Annotated in this window: 17 protein-coding genes and 1 riboswitch; of the genes, 2 read left to right on the top strand and 15 right to left on the bottom strand. The window is 46.6% G+C overall.

Annotation, left to right across the window (positions count from 1 at the left end; translation table 11 throughout):
• Positions 1 to 2 precede the first annotated feature (2 nt).
• From MKX41_RS31400 to MKX41_RS31380, 5 genes are all read right to left on the bottom strand, one after another.
• Positions 3 to 344 carry a MaoC family dehydratase gene (locus MKX41_RS31400; protein ID WP_340974651.1) on the bottom strand — a complete coding sequence of 114 codons (342 nt, stop codon included), beginning with the start codon at positions 342 to 344 and terminating at the stop codon, positions 3 to 5.
• Positions 319 to 720, bottom strand: coding sequence for an FAS1-like dehydratase domain-containing protein (locus tag MKX41_RS31395; RefSeq protein ID WP_340974650.1), 402 nt, complete (start codon positions 718 to 720; stop codon positions 319 to 321). The genes MKX41_RS31400 and MKX41_RS31395 overlap by 26 nt, the downstream gene beginning before the upstream one ends.
• On the bottom strand, positions 717 to 1,868 hold the full coding sequence (locus tag MKX41_RS31390; RefSeq protein WP_339245715.1) for a thiolase family protein: 1,152 nt from the start codon (positions 1,866 to 1,868) through the stop codon (positions 717 to 719). Before MKX41_RS31390 ends, MKX41_RS31395 begins: the two co-directional genes overlap by 4 nt.
• Positions 1,865 to 3,346 carry an AMP-binding protein gene (locus MKX41_RS31385; protein ID WP_340974649.1) on the bottom strand — a complete coding sequence of 494 codons (1,482 nt, stop codon included), beginning with the start codon at positions 3,344 to 3,346 and terminating at the stop codon, positions 1,865 to 1,867. Before MKX41_RS31385 ends, MKX41_RS31390 begins: the two co-directional genes overlap by 4 nt.
• A 209-nt stretch (positions 3,347 to 3,555) precedes the next feature.
• A complete protein-coding gene (locus tag MKX41_RS31380; protein ID WP_042185630.1) occupies positions 3,556 to 4,269 on the bottom strand; it encodes a queuosine precursor transporter in 714 nt (237 codons plus the stop codon).
• 10 nt (positions 4,270 to 4,279) lie between these two features.
• Positions 4,280 to 4,325, bottom strand: a riboswitch (PreQ1 riboswitch).
• A gap of 343 nt (positions 4,326 to 4,668) precedes the next feature.
• Here MKX41_RS31380 and MKX41_RS31375 point away from each other — a divergent pair.
• Entirely contained in the window at positions 4,669 to 6,357 is a 1,689-nt protein-coding gene (locus MKX41_RS31375) for a methyl-accepting chemotaxis protein (RefSeq protein WP_042185629.1), read from the top strand.
• A 58-nt stretch (positions 6,358 to 6,415) separates the two neighbouring features.
• Here the strand turns inward: MKX41_RS31375 and MKX41_RS31370 are convergent, their stop codons facing one another.
• The 8 genes from MKX41_RS31370 to MKX41_RS31335 all read right to left on the bottom strand — a co-directional run bounded on the left by MKX41_RS31370 (position 6,416) and on the right by MKX41_RS31335 (position 13,623).
• Positions 6,416 to 6,742, bottom strand: coding sequence for a YnfA family protein (locus MKX41_RS31370; protein WP_340974648.1), 327 nt, complete (start codon positions 6,740 to 6,742; stop codon positions 6,416 to 6,418).
• Between the two features lie 148 nt (positions 6,743 to 6,890).
• Positions 6,891 to 7,706 (bottom strand): adenosylcobinamide-GDP ribazoletransferase, encoded by an 816-nt coding sequence (cobS, locus tag MKX41_RS31365; protein ID WP_340974647.1) that lies wholly within the window; start codon positions 7,704 to 7,706, stop codon positions 6,891 to 6,893.
• Positions 7,703 to 8,251, bottom strand: coding sequence for a bifunctional adenosylcobinamide kinase/adenosylcobinamide-phosphate guanylyltransferase (gene cobU, locus MKX41_RS31360; protein ID WP_042185626.1), 549 nt, complete (start codon positions 8,249 to 8,251; stop codon positions 7,703 to 7,705). The genes cobS and cobU overlap by 4 nt, the downstream gene beginning before the upstream one ends.
• Complete coding sequence (cobT, locus tag MKX41_RS31355; RefSeq protein ID WP_042185625.1) at positions 8,248 to 9,309, bottom strand: nicotinate-nucleotide--dimethylbenzimidazole phosphoribosyltransferase; 1,062 nt, start codon at positions 9,307 to 9,309, stop codon at positions 8,248 to 8,250. The genes cobU and cobT overlap by 4 nt, the downstream gene beginning before the upstream one ends.
• A gap of 92 nt (positions 9,310 to 9,401) precedes the next feature.
• On the bottom strand, positions 9,402 to 10,565 hold the full coding sequence (locus tag MKX41_RS31350; RefSeq protein ID WP_340974646.1) for an aminotransferase class I/II-fold pyridoxal phosphate-dependent enzyme: 1,164 nt from the start codon (positions 10,563 to 10,565) through the stop codon (positions 9,402 to 9,404).
• A complete protein-coding gene (locus tag MKX41_RS31345; protein ID WP_076284158.1) occupies positions 10,558 to 11,490 on the bottom strand; it encodes a D-alanine--D-alanine ligase in 933 nt (310 codons plus the stop codon). Before MKX41_RS31345 ends, MKX41_RS31350 begins: the two co-directional genes overlap by 8 nt.
• A gap of 19 nt (positions 11,491 to 11,509) precedes the next feature.
• Entirely contained in the window at positions 11,510 to 12,961 is a 1,452-nt protein-coding gene (gene pdxR, locus MKX41_RS31340) for a MocR-like pyridoxine biosynthesis transcription factor PdxR (RefSeq protein ID WP_042185623.1), read from the bottom strand.
• 125 nt (positions 12,962 to 13,086) lie between these two features.
• A complete protein-coding gene (locus tag MKX41_RS31335; RefSeq protein WP_042185621.1) occupies positions 13,087 to 13,623 on the bottom strand; it encodes an AAA family ATPase in 537 nt (178 codons plus the stop codon).
• Between the two features lie 177 nt (positions 13,624 to 13,800).
• Here MKX41_RS31335 and catA point away from each other — a divergent pair, with 177 nt between their 5' ends.
• A complete protein-coding gene (catA, locus tag MKX41_RS31330; RefSeq protein WP_340974645.1) occupies positions 13,801 to 14,460 on the top strand; it encodes a type A chloramphenicol O-acetyltransferase in 660 nt (219 codons plus the stop codon).
• 106 nt (positions 14,461 to 14,566) lie between these two features.
• On the opposite strand, the gene MKX41_RS31325 is transcribed toward catA, so the two are convergent.
• Both MKX41_RS31325 and cbiB read right to left on the bottom strand, forming a co-directional pair.
• Positions 14,567 to 15,253, bottom strand: a complete 687-nt coding sequence (locus MKX41_RS31325; protein WP_340974643.1) for a histidine phosphatase family protein — start codon at positions 15,251 to 15,253, stop codon at positions 14,567 to 14,569.
• On the bottom strand, positions 15,232 to 16,191 hold the full coding sequence (gene cbiB, locus MKX41_RS31320) for an adenosylcobinamide-phosphate synthase CbiB (protein WP_340974642.1): 960 nt from the start codon (positions 16,189 to 16,191) through the stop codon (positions 15,232 to 15,234). The genes MKX41_RS31325 and cbiB overlap by 22 nt, the downstream gene beginning before the upstream one ends.
• Between the last annotated feature and the right edge of the window lie 42 nt (positions 16,192 to 16,233).

Here is a 16,233-nt window from a genome sequence, read left to right as displayed (position 1 = left end):
CACTACACCTCTTTCACTGAAAAAGCCCCCGAAGCAATAACATCGCCAGCTTCTGTTGTAAGGGTCACTTTAACCATGCAGTCATCCTCCGAAAAATCAAAAATCACGACATTATCGACCTCTAAAGGCTTATGAAATTTCATATCATATTGAGTGATCCACTGTGCCTGATGCTCCTCGATATATAAGGATTGGGCTAATCCCATTAGATACATCCCATGCGCAATGGGCCGCTTAAACCCAGCCTCAGCTGCAGCACCCTCATCTAGATGAATAGCGGCCAGATCTTGGGAAGCTGCTGCATATTGCCGGATAGCCTCAGCCGTTATGCATTTTCTCATCATGATCATCACCTACCCGAATTAACACCGTTTCTGCGGTGACTATAAGCTCGTCCTCACATTTACAAACCAGCGTATGTGTGTAAAAGGTCAGCTTGCCCTGCCGGCCATCTTTTTGCACCTTGCTCGTTAATGCTAATTCACAATCTAACGTCATCCCTGCCGTAATCGGAGCTTGATATGAGAATTTCTGAGTGCCGTGAAGCAAGGGCTCTCCCTTGCTAAGCCAAGGAATTTCGAAGGCTTGCCAAAAAATAATAGGCATCGTAGAAGGAGCAATCAGATTGCCATTAGTCGTCTGCACGGGTGCCTCAATACTCTGTGCGTAATCCGATATCCACTCAGCAGTCATAAGAATCTGATGTCGGACACTGTTCATTCCGTAACCTCCACAAGCGTAGCCAGCCCCAACCCGCCGCCAATGCCCAAAGTGGCAAGTCCCCTTTGATAAGGCGTATGCTGCATTTCAGCACATAAGCGAGTCATTAAAATCGCTCCGGACGCCCCATATGGATGACCGATAGCTAATGCGCCTCCTCCAAGATTGACCTTTTCCTGTGGGATCTGAAGCTCATTCAGTGAGGCTAGAACTTGCGAAGCAAAGGCTTCATTAAACTCTACGATATCTAAATCTGCTATGGTCAGCTGTTGACGATGTAATACCTTTTGTACAGCTGGAACTGGGCCCATACCTAAATAATTCGGATCTACACCTGCTGCTTGCGCATCTACGACACGCAGGATAGGTTTTAGCTTGAGTTGCCGACATTTCTCACGGGACATCATTAATAGAAGCGCCCCACCATCATTAATAGGACAGGCATTTCCAGCGGTGACAGTACCCTTTTCTTCAAAGATTGAAGGTAGCTTTCGCAGCTTGTCCAGGCTCGTATTAGCCCTTGGACATTCGTCGGTGTTCACCCACTCCCCCTCAACCAGAAGAGGTACAATCTCCTGCTGAAACCTACCACTTTGCTGAGCATGAACGGCCTTCTGATGGCTTTTTAAGGCATATTGATCCTGCTCTTCTCGCGAAATCCCATACTTCCGCGCTACATTTTCCGCAGCAATTCCCATATCCGGATCACCGTAAGCGCTAGGTGTAAAATGAGCACGGGTATATAGCTGCGGAACCCCCATCAAGGTTTGGGGCTTAGCCATTTTCCAAGGGGCACGACTCGTGCTCTCAACACCGCCCGCTAAATAAATCTCACCTGCGCCACTTTGAATAAGCCGTGCTGCTATATTAATGGCCTCTAGCCCAGAACCGCACTGCCGATCCACAGTAACGCCCGGAACCGAAACAGGCAGTCCCGCTTCAAGCGCAGCTACCCGGGCAATATTCCCACCCGGACCGACCACATTTCCAATAATCACATCATCGATCATATCGACGGGCAGATTCGTCTCTGCCACAATATGCTGAATAAGCGGCGCCAGTAATGCTTCCGGCTCAAATGTACTTAATAAGCCGCCCATCCTGCCAATCGGTGTACGTTTTGCCATAACAATTACTGCTTCTATCATACCATCGCTCTTTTCACATAGTCTTTCATCGCTTGCCGGGCAATTTTGCCACTGCTTGTATAGATAAACTCATCAACTGTCAGCAGCTGCTTCGGCGCTTTGTAACTTGCTAAATACTGGCGACAATAATTCTTTATTTCGTCTATAGATAAATGCTTTGCACCATTCCATTTCACGAGGACTGCCAGCTGTTCTCCCCAATAATCGTCAGGGACACCAAGCACCATTACTTCTTGTATTTCCGGAAGATGCTCCAGTACTCGCTCTATTTCCTCTGGATAAACGTTCAGCCCACCCGAGATGATTCTATTTTTCAAGCGACCCGCCAGATATAAATAACCAGCTTCATCCTGATAAACATAATCCTCCAACACAAGCCATCCCTCTCGAAAAGCTGCTGCGGTCTCCTTCGGCAATTGATGGTAGCCTAGAAATATCATATCACTTCGCACATATAACTGCCCAATCTCCCCCGTAGGGACTTCACGGAACTCTTCATTACAAATGGAAATTTGCACTCCGGGATAGGGCTTGCCTACAGAGTTCGGATTATGCTCTTCCAGAACATCCAAATAACTAATATAACTCGCTTCTGAGGAACCATAGGATTCATAGAGACGCGCTCCAGCGAACACTTCTATGCCCCTTTTTTTGGACAACTCCGACCACTTTGCACCTGAGCTAATAATCGCATCAATCTGCGTCTGCCCAGGAACAGCCTGCTGCATCATGGATTCAAGCATTGTCGGTACAACAAACAACACCACACCCGGAATCTGCCTGCACAGCTCTAACACCTGTGTGGCGCTAAATTTTTGCGTAATATGAAAGTTTGCTCCACCATACAGACTCTGCATTACAGCGAACAAGGACAGCGAATGCACAAACGGACCCGGTGCTAAAACATCACTCATAGCGTCCAATTCAAAGGCAGCACTCGATACCTCAAAGCTCTTTAACCACGATAAATGGGTACGCATATATCCTTTGGGGAGCCCCGTTGTGCCTGAAGTAAAGCCGATAAATAATAACTCATTCGTCTCATCCAATTCAGCTTCTGGCTTCAGAGCCTTCAACCACTGATCATAGGAACCTGTTCGTTCATTTGAAAAAGTCAGCGTTGGGATGGCTTGGTCCTTGAAGACCAAATTCTTTGCAGCTTCCGGCTCGGCAAAAATCATTGTCGGCTGGCACTGCTCTATAATAACCCGCAGTTCATTTGCACTCCACTTGGGATCTAAAGGAATGGGAACACAACCTGCATAAATAGCCCCCAAGAAAACCTCGACAAATTCAATGCGATTCGTAGATAAAATAGCGATTTTGTCATGCTTAAGGCCCTTTTGCTGTAGACCATTGGCAATTCTCCGCATCGCTTGCACTAATGTTGCATAGGTATGCGTTGCTTGGGTCTGGGTTAAGGCAATGCTGTCGGGCTGCTGTGCTGCATGACGCAGTATAGGAACTACTAGATTCATCCTTCACCACACCTATTCGTAATTTCTGTGACTACCGATTATGTACACTCTCTTCGCTCGGGATACAATTAGAATGGCTACGATAGCTTATTTTAGCTTTATATTAATTTTATGTACATATTTATATGGAACGATTAAGCCCTCTTACGACTGGAAAAATCAAACAGCGCGCATCGATTATGATCGGTACGCGCTGGCTGTATTGTTGTCTATTCCTTCTTATGAGCGGATGATGGTATTCCATCTTCAGCAAAAGTAAAAGTTCGGGCGATATATAAGATAGGTGTGCTTACTGCGGTTAGTAAGAATTTCGCTAGATACGTTGTAAGCAAAATTTCAAACCACACACTCCAGTTATACAACCCAGCAAATGCAATGGTACAGAAGATTAGTGTATCCACAAAGGAGCTAACCATCGTACTGCCGTTGGAACGAATCCACAACTGACTTGAAGTGCTGTAATATTTGCGAATCCAGGAGTACAACCGAACGTCTAGGAACTGACTAATGAAGTAAGCAGTTAGACTACCCAACGCTAGTCGAGGCATCAGACCAAAGATCGTCTCCAAAGAAGACTGAGCAATATCGGTCTCTTGCGGCTTAAATACTAGTACCATTTGCATAATGACTGTCGTCATAAGCAAGGTGAAGAAGCCAAACCAAACCGCTTTACGTGCTTCTGCTCTTCCATACTTCTCATTAAGCAAATCGCTGGTCATATACAAAGTGACATACATCGTATTTCCGAGTGTCATCACGATATCAAATGGCATAGCAATCGTCTTAGCTACCTGAATGTTTGCAATTACAGTAGCGATACCTACCCATGCATACATTCCACTTTTGCCGAACAGGCGGTAACAGAGTAGAAAAAAAGCAAAATTGACAATAACAAATAAAACTCCCCACATCAAATTAAACATATTGCTTAAACTCCTCCTAGTTTTGTTTACGCGGGATGGTTACGAACCGCGGCATACATTAAGTTTTGGAACAAAACATTAATACTCTATCACACTGTCGTCAAACAATCCATAAAAATAAACAATTTATGAAATGGGTATTTATACCCATTTTTATTAACTAAAAATAAAAGTGTCAGTAATAATTCATCTTTTTCAGAAAAATATGCTATATAAACTAAAACTTTCACTATTCATCCAGAGGTTAATTCTATAGAATAGTATCAAACACTTCATTCCCGATCCATTTAGTTGATATATTACATAACTATGGAATATATTGCAGGTTGCCAGTCAATAGCAGTCGGTAGGGATATAAAGAAATGGGGCTTCGCTGCCCATAAAAAGGGGGAGAACAATATGTTTCGTTTCAAGCAGTCGATCAGTCGCAGATTTACGCGTTTATTATTTGTAGTTCTATTACTCACGTCTCTTTTGTTAAGTACCAGCTTCTACTTTATATCCACCAGTATTTTCAACAGCTATGTCATGCCACAAATCAATCAAATTCTAACTGCAGCTGCTCAGGACGTATATAAGAATATAAATACAATGCATGCTCAGCAAGCACTAAAGAAGAACGAACAAGCAGCCACCAATCTTGAATTCTATTTCCAGGATAAGAGAAAGCAGCATGGGGTTGAGACTATTTTTCTACTCAATCTAAAAGGCAAGGAAGCTGAGGTTCTGTCCGTAGATCATGATGCAAAATTAAAGCCGGAGGAAATTGTTAAGGTATCCTCTGCAATGCAGCAAGCTCTTAAAGGAAAGAGTGGACTAAGCGATACATACAAGGACTCGCATGGTGTACATAAGTCAGCTTATATCGGAATTCCCGGAAGTACGATGGTTATCGGAATCAGCAGTGATGTAAGCTTTATTCAAGAAAAAACAGACAGTATTCTGTGGACCAGCGCGGGGATCACTCTGCTAACGCTGATTATAGGCTCAACTGGTGCCTGGTTTATGAGCATGCGGATCACTCGTCCTATCTCAAAGCTTGCAGCTTACAGTGCCCGTCTTGCAGAGGGAGATTTCACAGAGGAATTAACGGTTAAAGGCAGTGATGAGGTAGCTCAACTGTCCAGAAGCTTCCAAGCGATGACCCTGCGCCTAAAAGAAATGATTGGACATGTACTCGTCACCTCAAATACTGTGGTCACCGATTCCAATTCTTTAAGAGAACGTGTTGAGGTCCTAAATGAAATGGCAGACCACTCTAGTACATCTGTTGTAGAAATTGGTAAAGGTAGTACGACCATCGCGAGCAGCGCTCTAGATAATTCAAAAGCTATGGAAGAAATCAATTTCGGCATTCAGCATATTGCTTCAGCAGCCACCGAAGTCACTGAGCAGATCAGTGAAGCTTCCGCTGAAGCGATTGGCGGTAATGAGATTGCCCAAAGTGCCGTTCTGCAAATGCGCCATGTTGAACGTGCCTCCCTGCAGTCGCTGGAGCAATTACAAGTTATGAATGAACGTTCAGTAATGATCGGAGAAGTCGTTCATAGTATTACTGAAATTACGAAGCAAATCCAAATGCTGTCGCTCAATGCTTCGATCGAAGCAGCACGTGCAGGAGAACATGGACGCGGCTTTGCCGTGGTTGCCGGAGAAGTACGCAAGCTTTCCGAACAATCCCGTAATGCGAATGAGCAGATTCGTGATTTCCTACTCGGACTTCAGGAAGATATGAATCGCTCCGTTACTGAGATGAACCATGTGAATTCTGAGGTAGCCTCTGGGGTAGGCAAGGTGGCAGAAGCGGGCGATGCCTTCAATCACCTTCTGATTCTGATCCAAAGCATCAATCAGAATATTCAATCCGTATCTGCGGCGACGCAGCAAATCTCAGCAAGTACAGAAGAAGTTAGTGCTTCCGTTGAGGAAACCGCACAAATCACTTCAAGATCCCAAGAAAGTGCGGACACACTATCCGAGAACTCCGAGCGCCAACGTATAGAGCTTGAAGGACATGCAGTAACCGTGCAGCATCTATATGAGCAGGCTAAGAAGCTTCAGGAAGCTGTGCAACAATTTAAGATCTAAAGCTTAGGCTTAAATAAAAACAACCCGTTCACACGAAAGTGTTGAACGGGTTGTTTTGTTAGTGTCTCGGCCCCCAAAGAATGACCGAAACGCCGATCACACAAATAACAGCACCAACCCAGTCATATACATCGGGTGTTTTCTTGTCTACTAGCCAGCCCCAGAACACAGCGAGTACGATAAACACCCCGCCGTAGGCTGCGTACACTCTTCCGAAGGACGGAAACTTCTGCAACGTAGGGATGATGCCATAGCTTATCAGAATCAAAGAACCTACCAAACCGTACCAGAGAGGTCTTGATTCTCTTAGCCATAACCATACTAAGTATCCGCCTCCGATCTCAGCAAGGCCGGCAATTACAAATAGTAGAATGGCAGCAACCATGTCATCCCTCTTTCCTATTGAACTCTAAAAATATCACCATGTGGACCTGCAAGCATCCGGGCCACCAAACAACTGGACCCACAAGCATCAGCAGTGGATATAAACAGATTGAGCCAGCTGGCTACTATGCGTCACCCGCAGGAGCCACTCACATGAAATTGTGCTGGAGCAGCACTAATACTAGTAGGAGCACAGCCTCTAGCAGTTCATTCAGCGCGCCGTACACATCGCCGGTGAGCCCGCCGAGCCGGCTGCTAATCCGCCGCGCAGCCACGGTGCCGCTGGCCAAGGCCGCAGCCGGCAGCAGTAACGCTGCCGCCAGATGCAGCGGCCACGCGGCTAAGCCAGCGCCGAGCGCCAGAGGCGCACCGGCTGCGGCTAGCGAGAGCAGCGCGGCTATCGCCAGCGCGCGCCGCTCATGCGAGGGAGCGAGGCCGGCGAAGCTCGCAGCCAGCCCCTCGTTCCCGCGGGCAATGGGATAACGCACCATAGCCCGCACCATATACCAGCGGCTCCAGATCGCTGGCAGCAAGAGCAGTGGCAGCTCGTAATAGGCGTAGCCTTCGATTAATGCTGCCACTAAAGAGACCTTTAACAGCAAGAGCAGCACGCAGGCGAGCACACCCATCGCACCCACACGGCTGTCCTTCATAATCTCCAGGATCCGTTCCCTCGGTCGGTAGCTTAGCAGACCATCCGCACTGTCCATCCAACCATCGAGATGCAGGCCGCCAGTAAGTCCTACCCATAAGATAAGGGTAATAACAGCTGCTGGCCAAGCCGGTAAAATCCAACCCGTCAAAGCTGCCCCAGCAGCTACGCACAGTCCGATAGCTGCACCCACCACAGGATAGAACAGCACACTTCGGCGCAGCAGCTCAGGAGAAAATCCAGGGTCACTCTTTACAGGAAACCGGGACAAAAACTGAAAGGCAGCCGCGGCAGCATCCCTGCGCTCCCTCATAAACGATACTCCCTGCTCTTGAGTTCAATTGGAATGCCCGCAGTCACTAAAAAAACCTGCTCGCATTGCCGAGCAAGCAGCGCGTTCATACGTCCTGCCAGATCACGGTACAATCGGCCAAGCGCATACTCCGGAACAATACCATCTCCAACCTCATTAGTGACCAAAATGAGGTTTCCTTGAAATGTGTGTACACTGTCTTCAAGTCTTGTAATCTCGCTCTCAATCAACTCTTGCCTATCCGTAAATCCTTCCATGGCTAGCAGTACATTCGATAACCACAACGTTAGACAATCTACGAGAACCGCCTTTTCACCAGATAAACGCTTAAGAAGATCTGGCAAATCATAAGGCTCCTCTAACGTCTCCCAAGCATATCCGCTTTGCGAGCGCTGTTGCTGATGCAGTGCAATCCGTTCATTCATTTCATCATCAAACGCTTGTCCGGTTGCAACATAGAAGGCCTGATCTGCCAGTGACGACATCAGTTTTTCTGCAAAACCACTTTTCCCGCTACGCGCCCCTCCCGTTACAAGAATACTCATTGTTTCCCAGCTCCAGAGATGCCTGCACTTTCAAAGGTGGCCATTTCGCTCAAAATGCGGCATATCGCCTCAATTAAATGAAGGGACAATACGCCTCCAGTTCCTTCACCCAAACGAAGACCCAGGTTAAACAACGGTTCAAGCCCAAGCCGCTCCAGCATCAGCTTATGTCCTTGTTCTCCAGATAGATGGGAGCCTATCATATAAGCAATGGATTCTGGCGCAAGCGCCTTCGCCACAAGAGCTGCCGCACCCGAAATAAAACCATCCAAAATGACAGGTACCCTGGCAGCAGCTGCGCCAAGAATCAGACCCGTCAAACCGGCGATTTCCAGTCCCCCTACTTTGGACAATACATCCAGCGGATCTGCCGGATTCGGCTGATTCACCTTTAAAGCGCGTTCCACAACTGCAATCTTATGTAGTAAACGTTCATCATCAATTCCCGTTCCTCTTCCAACGGCTACTTCAGGTGGTATTCCTTTTAGAGCACACAGAATAGCTGCGCTAGCCGTTGTATTCCCTATGCCCATTTCACCTGTAATAAAAATCTCTGTCCCGTTCTCAATCGCTTCTTGTGCGATTCTTATACCTACAAGCACAGCATTCATCGCTTCTTCACGACTCATCGCAGGTCCCACGGCTATATTATCCGTTCCTCGGCGCACTTTACAATCAATCAGATCCTCATGACTAAGGTCGCCGTTAACACCGATATCTACGAACTTTACCTCAGCCCCAGCTTGACGTGCCAGTACATTCACAGCCGCTCCTCCGCTGAGAAAATTATAGGCCATCTGCATTGTGACTTCCTGTGGAAACGCGCTAACTCCCTCGCAGCATACACCGTGATCGGCAGCCATAACAACTACCGTTCGTTTGGTGAAACTAGGCTGCTCCGTACCCGAAATTCCGGCGAGCTTAACGGCCAGCGTCTCCAATTGTCCCAGGCTGCCCGGTGGTTTAGTTAGAATGTTCAAGCGGTGCTCCGCCTTTAGGAAAGACTGTTCATCCGCTGGTGTGATTCGTTTAATTACTTCTTGAATAGATGAAATCATATTTTAACCTCCAATTAAAGATATCCGTATAACCTATTCTATCTTATCTACACATAAAAGCCCCCATCTATGATAGATGGGGACCACTAGAATTACAACTTCACTTTCATAAATCCTTCGATTCTCTCCAGCGCTTCCGTCAATTTTTGTAGGGATGCTGCATAAGAGCAGCGAATATACCCTTCTCCACCCGCTCCAAACACATGCCCCGGAACCGCAGCAACACCAACCTCCTTGAGCAGCTGCAAAGCGAAAACTTCTGACTTCATTCCGGTATTAGCGATGGAAGGAAAGACATAAAATGCACCCTCCGGCTCGTGGCAAGGTAAACCAATAGATCGAAATCCACTAACCAGCAGCTTTCTTCGCTCATCAAAGCATCGTTTCATGTGGTCCTTATGCTCCATACCGTTCCGCAGTGATTCAATGGCAGCAATTTGACCTAGTATCGGAGCACACATCGCAGTGTACTGATGGATTTTGAGCATCGCAGCAATTAATTCCTGATCACCACAAGCATAACCCACTCTCCAGCCAGTCATCGCAAAGGCTTTGGAGAAGCCACTAATGACAATCGTTCGTTCCAACATCCCAGGAAGAGAGGCAATACTTACATGCTGACTATCATAGGTTAGCTCGGCATAGATTTCATCTGAAATGACAAGTAAGTTATTCTCTTTTACAATCTGTGCAATGGGTAGCCAATCCTCGTAAGTCATTACTGTTCCTGTAGGATTAGTCGGAAAATTCACCATAAGAATCTTGGAACGCGGGGTAATCACCTGCCGCAACGCTTCAGGAGTAAGTTTAAAACCCTGTTCGGCTGAAGATTCAACCTCTACCGTAACCCCACCGTTCAAATGAGTAATCGGCGAATACGCAATATAGCTCGGAGAAGGGACGATAATCTCATCCCCGGGTGTAATAAAGGCCCGCAGAGCCAAATCCACGGCTTCACTGCTTCCCACTGTAACCATAATCTCGTTAGTTGGCTCATAGCGGAGATTGAAGCTTGTGTGCAGATAAGAGGCGATCTCTTCTCTAAGCTCCAACAAGCCGGAATTTGGTGTATACATCGTCTCCCCATTATTCAAAGCACGAATACAGGCAGCTCTTACATGCTCCGGTGTAACGAAATCAGGCTCGCCTACACCAAGCGATATAATATCCTGATTCCCAGTACTTAGGTCAAAAAAAGCCCGAATCCCCGAGGGAGCAATCTCCCGTACACGCGGAGTAATCCATTCATTATGCATGACTGAGCACCTCTTCTTTCGGACTCTTTTCTGTTAGGGAAAGGGAAATGATCTCATCCAGCAGTCCGCTGAAGCTGTAACCTGCCGCTTGCGCGCTTTTTGGTAAAAGACTCGCCTTCGTCATGCCCGGTAATGTGTTCACCTCCAGCACATATGGAATACCATCCTTAATGAGCATATCCACCCTTGCGTACACGCTGCATTTTAGTGCTTTGTAGCAAGTTAAGGCTGCATCACGTACTCGCTCATACACCTCAGCTGGTAGATCAATGACTCGTTCGTCTGCCCCGCCATCTTCGTATTTCGCACTGTAATCGAACCACTCCGCATGCGCCGAGGTGATTCCCAAAACGGGCAGCATCTCTCCATTTAGAATAGAGCAAGTGATTTCCTGGCCTTGAATGTAGCTCTCGATCAGAATCGACTGATCACAGGCAAAAGCCTTCTGTACTGCGCTCAACAGCTCCTCGCTACTGCTCACCTTTTCCATACCGATACTCGAACCGCCTGCACATGGCTTCACCATAACAGGATATCCAATCCGCTCTACGGCTTCTTGAGAATAATCCTTCATACTATCCCAGCACAGCCAATCCGCCGTATTGACGCCTGAGCAGCGCATAAGCTTTTTGGAAAGATCTTTATCCATACAAATGCTGCTAGACAAAACGCCACTACCCGTATAAGGAATCCCCATTGTCTCCAGCGTCCCCTGAACCGTACCGTCCTCTCCGTAAGCTCCGTGGAGCGCAAGCAGCGCGATATCGATTCCTTTTGCCTGCTCAATAAGCTCTTCACGCTTGGTAATCACTATTGGAGCAACCTCATATTTATTGGGATCTAGATTCTTCAAAATCTCTCTACCGCTATTCATGGATACCTCATACTCTGAGGACACCCCGCCCATAATTACGCCTACCTTCATCTTCATCTCAAGCACCTCTTTATCCCATTAGTTGTCGTGCTGTTCTGCCAATAATCTCGATCCCCTTGCGGATATCCTCATCCGTCACTCTGGAGAAACCGATCCGTATCGTATTTTGACCTTTACCGTCTGTGAAGAATATATCTCCTGCTGTAAAAATAACCCCTTGCTCATGACAGGCCGCTAGCAGCGTCCTTGTATTAAAACCCTCCGCGAAGGTTACAAAAAGATGCAATCCGCCATCCCCTGATAACGCCGTATAAGGAATAAACTCCTTACAGCATTGCAGGGTTAATTCATATTTTCGTTTATATTCCGCTCTGGCTTTTTTCAAATACTTCTCTAAATGGCCACCTAATAAGTACTGATACAAAATGGATTGATCCAGCGTCGAGGTATGAATGGTACGTGCGCGCTTGACGCTTTCGAGAGAATAGATCAGCTCCTGATCTGCCAGCACCCAGCCTACGCGTAGTCCCGGAAATAATACCTTTGAGAAGCTACCTAGATAGATCACGCTGTTGCCGCTCCCTGCTGCTGCGATAAGTGGAGCCACATGTGAGCCCGAATAGCGTAACTCCTCGTTAAAACCATCCTCGATCACTGGTATTTGGTACCGGTTCATCAGCTTCATTAGCCTCTGTCTTTTCTCGGGAGACATTACAATGCCGGTCGGATTATGATAAGAGGGGACAAAGTAGGCACAGTCAAAAGCTTGCTCCTGCAATGCCTTCTCCAGCTCAACCAGATCAATCCCATCACGCTCCATAGGAATCCCGGTGATCTCAAAGCCATTCAGCTTCAGATTTTTGATCGCCGTATGATGCGTTGGATTCTCACAGATGACCGAACCATTCTTTTTGCTAAGTGCAGACAATACAATATCGAATCCCTCTGTAAAGCCATTGGTGATCAATATATCCTTGCCTTTCATTTCAACGCCTTTGTGCTCCATATACTGCTTCAAATAGTCTATTAAAGGCTTATACCCTTTGGCATATCCATAATTTAGTAAGACGTTGCCTTCCACCGACATACGATCCATAAAGGAGCGTTTCACATTATCTAGATCAAAAAGACTCTCATCAGGTGCGATGCTCGTGAAGGAGATCGTCCCCTTCTCCGCTCGTATGCCGCGCTTCATGATATCCAGATCCTCCGCCAGCCGCGCATGATCATTGATACGCGTCTTCCAGTCCATCGTCCAGGAAGAGATTGTTTCACTGCCGGGAGGTGTAGGTGCCACATAACTTCCCTGACCCTGCACGGCATACGCAAATCCATCATCCTCAAGCTCTGCATAAGCAGAGATTACGGAGTTGCGGCTAACCTTAAGCAATGTGCTGAGTTCTCGTGTGGAGGGCAGCTTTTGATTGCCTTGCAGACCGCCTTTTATGATTAAGTGCTTCATATAGTCTTTAATTTGTATATACACCGGCCGTCCGGCTATGAGCTTAAAATCCTTAAACATCTCTCAATCGCCCCCATGACTATCATGGCACAATCACTCGCTTAAAAAAAGAACCACAGCCATGGGATTTTAATCCGGCTGTGGTTCTATGAGAGGACAAATGCCCAAAAAATCAAGTTATAGATCTATGCTTCGATCACAAGCTCCCCTTCTCCAGCAGGGATCTCAAAACCATTTAAAAACCGGGTTAGTATGTCCTCAGTAATCGGAAATGCGGCATTAGCGTCAAAACGTTCACTCCGGATAAGCAGTCTCTGACGCAATTCATCTGGCTGAATTTTTAAGTGAATCAGTTCCCACACGCCACCATAACTCTCAATAAGTTGCTTGTAATCGTTCCGTCTCTGACGTTGCCAGAAGCTGAAATCGATGACAACATGATGTTTTGCCTGAAGCAGATTCACCAGCTCCCCCCGCAGCTTTATCTCCGACTCTTCTTTATAGGACTCATAATTCTGCTCTGGATAATCCACCCCGAAACGTCCGTGCGTGGCCCAAATATCTTCATCTATCGAAAGTCTGGCGAATCCCTCTTTCTCCAGCTTTTTAGCAAAGGTTGTTTTACCCGACCCCGCTACACCGCACATCATCACTACGATGGAAGCAACACTCGTACGCTTTTGCTGAAGCAATTTTTCAATAACCAACTTTTCACTCAGCATTATAAATGCATCTTCCTTCCACTTGATCTAGTAAATATATTTTTAATTACGGCGATGATGATGGTATACTCATCGTTACAAAATACTTTTTCAAAGGATTGTGATAAGGATATGGTGAAATCAGTCCAGCAGACCTCCTAAAATGAAAAACGAAATAATTTTAGGAGGTCATAATAAATGATTTTTAACCCGATTGTCATTGATAACTGGAGTAGAAAACCCTATTTTGAACATTATTTAAACAATGTCAGATGCACCTATAGCATGACCGCAAATATTGATATCACCCTTCTACTATCAGAGCTTAAGCATAAGGGAATTAAGCTGTACCCAGCACTAATCCACATGATAACTACGGTGGTGAACCGTCATAGTGAATTCCGCACATGCTTTGATTCTGAAGGTAGATTAGGTTATTGGGATAGCTTGTCACCTAGTTTTACAATTTTCCATGATGATGATAAGACTTTTTCAAGCATCTGGACTTCGTACGGTGAAAAGTTTAATGATTTCTATAACCGTTATCTGGATGATATGAAAATGTACGGAAGCGTGAAACAATTTATCGCTAAAGCAAACGAACCACCGAACACCTTCCCTATTTCTAGTATTCCGTGGGTCAGCTTCACGAGCTTTAACCTGAACGTGTATAACGAGGGAACCTACCTGCTTCCCATCTTTACTATAGGGAAATATTTTCAACAAGACAAAAAAATACTATTACCAATATCGGGGCAGTTCCACCATGCCGTGTGCGACGGTTACCATGCCAGCATGCTGTACAATGAATTACAATCACGTGCAGATAACTATAAGGAATGGTTACCTAACATCTAATTATCCACTTTATTCTGTTGACGGCGAACGATAGTTTAAACATAAAGGGTTCCACATATTAGGTATGGCTAATATGTGGAATCCTTTTTTTCATTTGATTTTCTCATCAATCTCCCGAAATATCTGCCGACCATTGCCCGTTCTGCCAAAATAGCCTGAGTACCATTGCTGTTCCCGGAGAAGGTGCAACTGCGCTGTAGAATGTGACACCAGGAATTAACTGTGCAAGGAAATTCCGAATAACACCACCATGTGTGACTACCAACACCCTGTTTGTTATTGTCTCAGCCTTTTTTCCACTAATTTCAGCCTGCACAAATGTATCCTTAGCCGCTCGCCCCAGATCTGACAGGAAGCTACGCAACCGTTCGTCAAACTGCGCCCATGTTTCACCATCCGGTGGTGTAACTGTGGAAGGATTATCAATCCAGCTTCTATACAGTGAGTTATCCTTCAATTCCTCATAAGTACAGCCTTCGAACGTACCAAAATTCATTTCACGCAGGCGCGGATCGTAGACAGCCACCTTCTCTAAAGAAGGAGAAATGTAAGCAAGAGTCTCCCGACATCTAAGCAAATCGCTGCAAAATACACACCAAAAATCATTCGATACTTCAGACTGCTGCTTAAGCTGAGATAGCTGCTCTACTGCACTAGATAGCAACGGGAGATCCGTATGTCCTAAGTAACGATGCTCAGCATTCCACTGAGTTTGCCCGTGGCGAACAAGTACTAATTCTAGCTCTATAGAAGGAAACGCCATGTCTAGCATTAGCCCCCGATCCATATCCATGCCACAACCGCGCATAAGCCTACAAAAATTGAAGAGCAGAGCATCATCATCCGCGAAGTCTGAATAATATCGTCCGGCTCCATCGGTCGTACCGGATCCCCCATATAAGCCCGGAAAGAAGCGACACCATGATATACGTTCTCTCCTCCGAGACGGATACCAAGTGCGCCCGCAACAGCGGATTCTGGATAGCCGCTATTTGGGCTTGGATGGAGACGCGCATCCCTCTTCACCATCTGCAGACAATTGCGCCAATCCAGACGAAGCAGCCATGCACACAGTGCCAAGAGCAATGCTGTAATCCGTGCTGGAATGAAGTTGGCAACATCATCAAGCCGAGCGGATGCCCAGCCGAGATCTCGGTATTTATCATTCTTATATCCCACCATGGAATCGAGTGTGTTTACTGCTCGATAAGCCATAGCAAGCGGCGCGCCACCGATGAGCGCATAGAACAATGGAGAAATAATCGCATCGACGATATTCTCTGCTACAGTCTCTACCGTGCCACGCACAATTTCCGGGGAATCTAGCGAAGTCGTATCACGCCCCACGATCATTCCCAGTACCTTGCGAGCAGCAGGAATATCGCCTTTACGGAGTTCCACGTACACCGCCATCCCTGCATCCTTCAGTCCCTTAGAGGCAATCGTCGTCGAAATTAACCAAGCCTCGGCTAACCAGACGAGCCAAGGTGAGATATATGACAGCAGCCATAGCAGAATGGCTGTCAGTGCCCAAGCACCACCCGCCACACATAGCGGAAGTAACACCCCTGCTCTGCGCAGGCTTTGCGGGTGGGACCATAAACGACGGATCGCCCGCTCCAGAGCCGTGATTGCTTTGCCCATACCAATTACGGGATGGGGCAAGCTACGCGGATCACCTACGAGACGATCAATTACATAAGCCGCAAGCAGTACTAAAGCGATTGTCACAGGCGATCACCTCTGAACATTCTCCAGCAATTCCAGCTACCT

Origin of the sequence: Paenibacillus sp. FSL R5-0475 (genome assembly GCF_038004585.1) — a bacterium.
Lineage (GTDB): Bacteria > Bacillota > Bacilli > Paenibacillales > Paenibacillaceae > Paenibacillus_AQ.
The sequence above is the reverse complement of the archived record's forward strand: the minus strand, read 5'-3'. Positions and strand labels throughout refer to the sequence as shown.

Excerpts from the sequence above, each read along its gene's own strand:
- MKX41_RS31400 (WP_340974651.1), bottom strand. The coding sequence starts at position 344 with ATGATGAGAAAATGCATAACGGCTGAGGCTATCCGGCAATATGCAGCA.
- MKX41_RS31395 (WP_340974650.1), bottom strand. The coding sequence starts at position 720 with ATGAACAGTGTCCGACATCAGATTCTTATGACTGCTGAGTGGATATCG.
- MKX41_RS31390 (WP_339245715.1), bottom strand. The coding sequence starts at position 1,868 with ATGATAGAAGCAGTAATTGTTATGGCAAAACGTACACCGATTGGCAGG.
- MKX41_RS31385 (WP_340974649.1), bottom strand. The coding sequence starts at position 3,346 with ATGAATCTAGTAGTTCCTATACTGCGTCATGCAGCACAGCAGCCCGAC.
- MKX41_RS31380 (WP_042185630.1), bottom strand. The coding sequence starts at position 4,269 with ATGTTTAATTTGATGTGGGGAGTTTTATTTGTTATTGTCAATTTTGCT.
- MKX41_RS31375 (WP_042185629.1), top strand. The coding sequence starts at position 4,669 with ATGTTTCGTTTCAAGCAGTCGATCAGTCGCAGATTTACGCGTTTATTA.
- MKX41_RS31370 (WP_340974648.1), bottom strand. The coding sequence starts at position 6,742 with ATGGTTGCTGCCATTCTACTATTTGTAATTGCCGGCCTTGCTGAGATC.
- cobS (WP_340974647.1), bottom strand. The coding sequence starts at position 7,706 with ATGAGGGAGCGCAGGGATGCTGCCGCGGCTGCCTTTCAGTTTTTGTCC.
- cobU (WP_042185626.1), bottom strand. The coding sequence starts at position 8,251 with ATGAGTATTCTTGTAACGGGAGGGGCGCGTAGCGGGAAAAGTGGTTTT.
- cobT (WP_042185625.1), bottom strand. The coding sequence starts at position 9,309 with ATGATTTCATCTATTCAAGAAGTAATTAAACGAATCACACCAGCGGAT.
- MKX41_RS31350 (WP_340974646.1), bottom strand. The coding sequence starts at position 10,565 with ATGCATAATGAATGGATTACTCCGCGTGTACGGGAGATTGCTCCCTCG.
- MKX41_RS31345 (WP_076284158.1), bottom strand. The coding sequence starts at position 11,490 with ATGAAGGTAGGCGTAATTATGGGCGGGGTGTCCTCAGAGTATGAGGTA.
- pdxR (WP_042185623.1), bottom strand. The coding sequence starts at position 12,961 with ATGTTTAAGGATTTTAAGCTCATAGCCGGACGGCCGGTGTATATACAA.
- MKX41_RS31335 (WP_042185621.1), bottom strand. The coding sequence starts at position 13,623 with ATGCTGAGTGAAAAGTTGGTTATTGAAAAATTGCTTCAGCAAAAGCGT.
- catA (WP_340974645.1), top strand. The coding sequence starts at position 13,801 with ATGATTTTTAACCCGATTGTCATTGATAACTGGAGTAGAAAACCCTAT.
- MKX41_RS31325 (WP_340974643.1), bottom strand. The coding sequence starts at position 15,253 with ATGGATATGGATCGGGGGCTAATGCTAGACATGGCGTTTCCTTCTATA.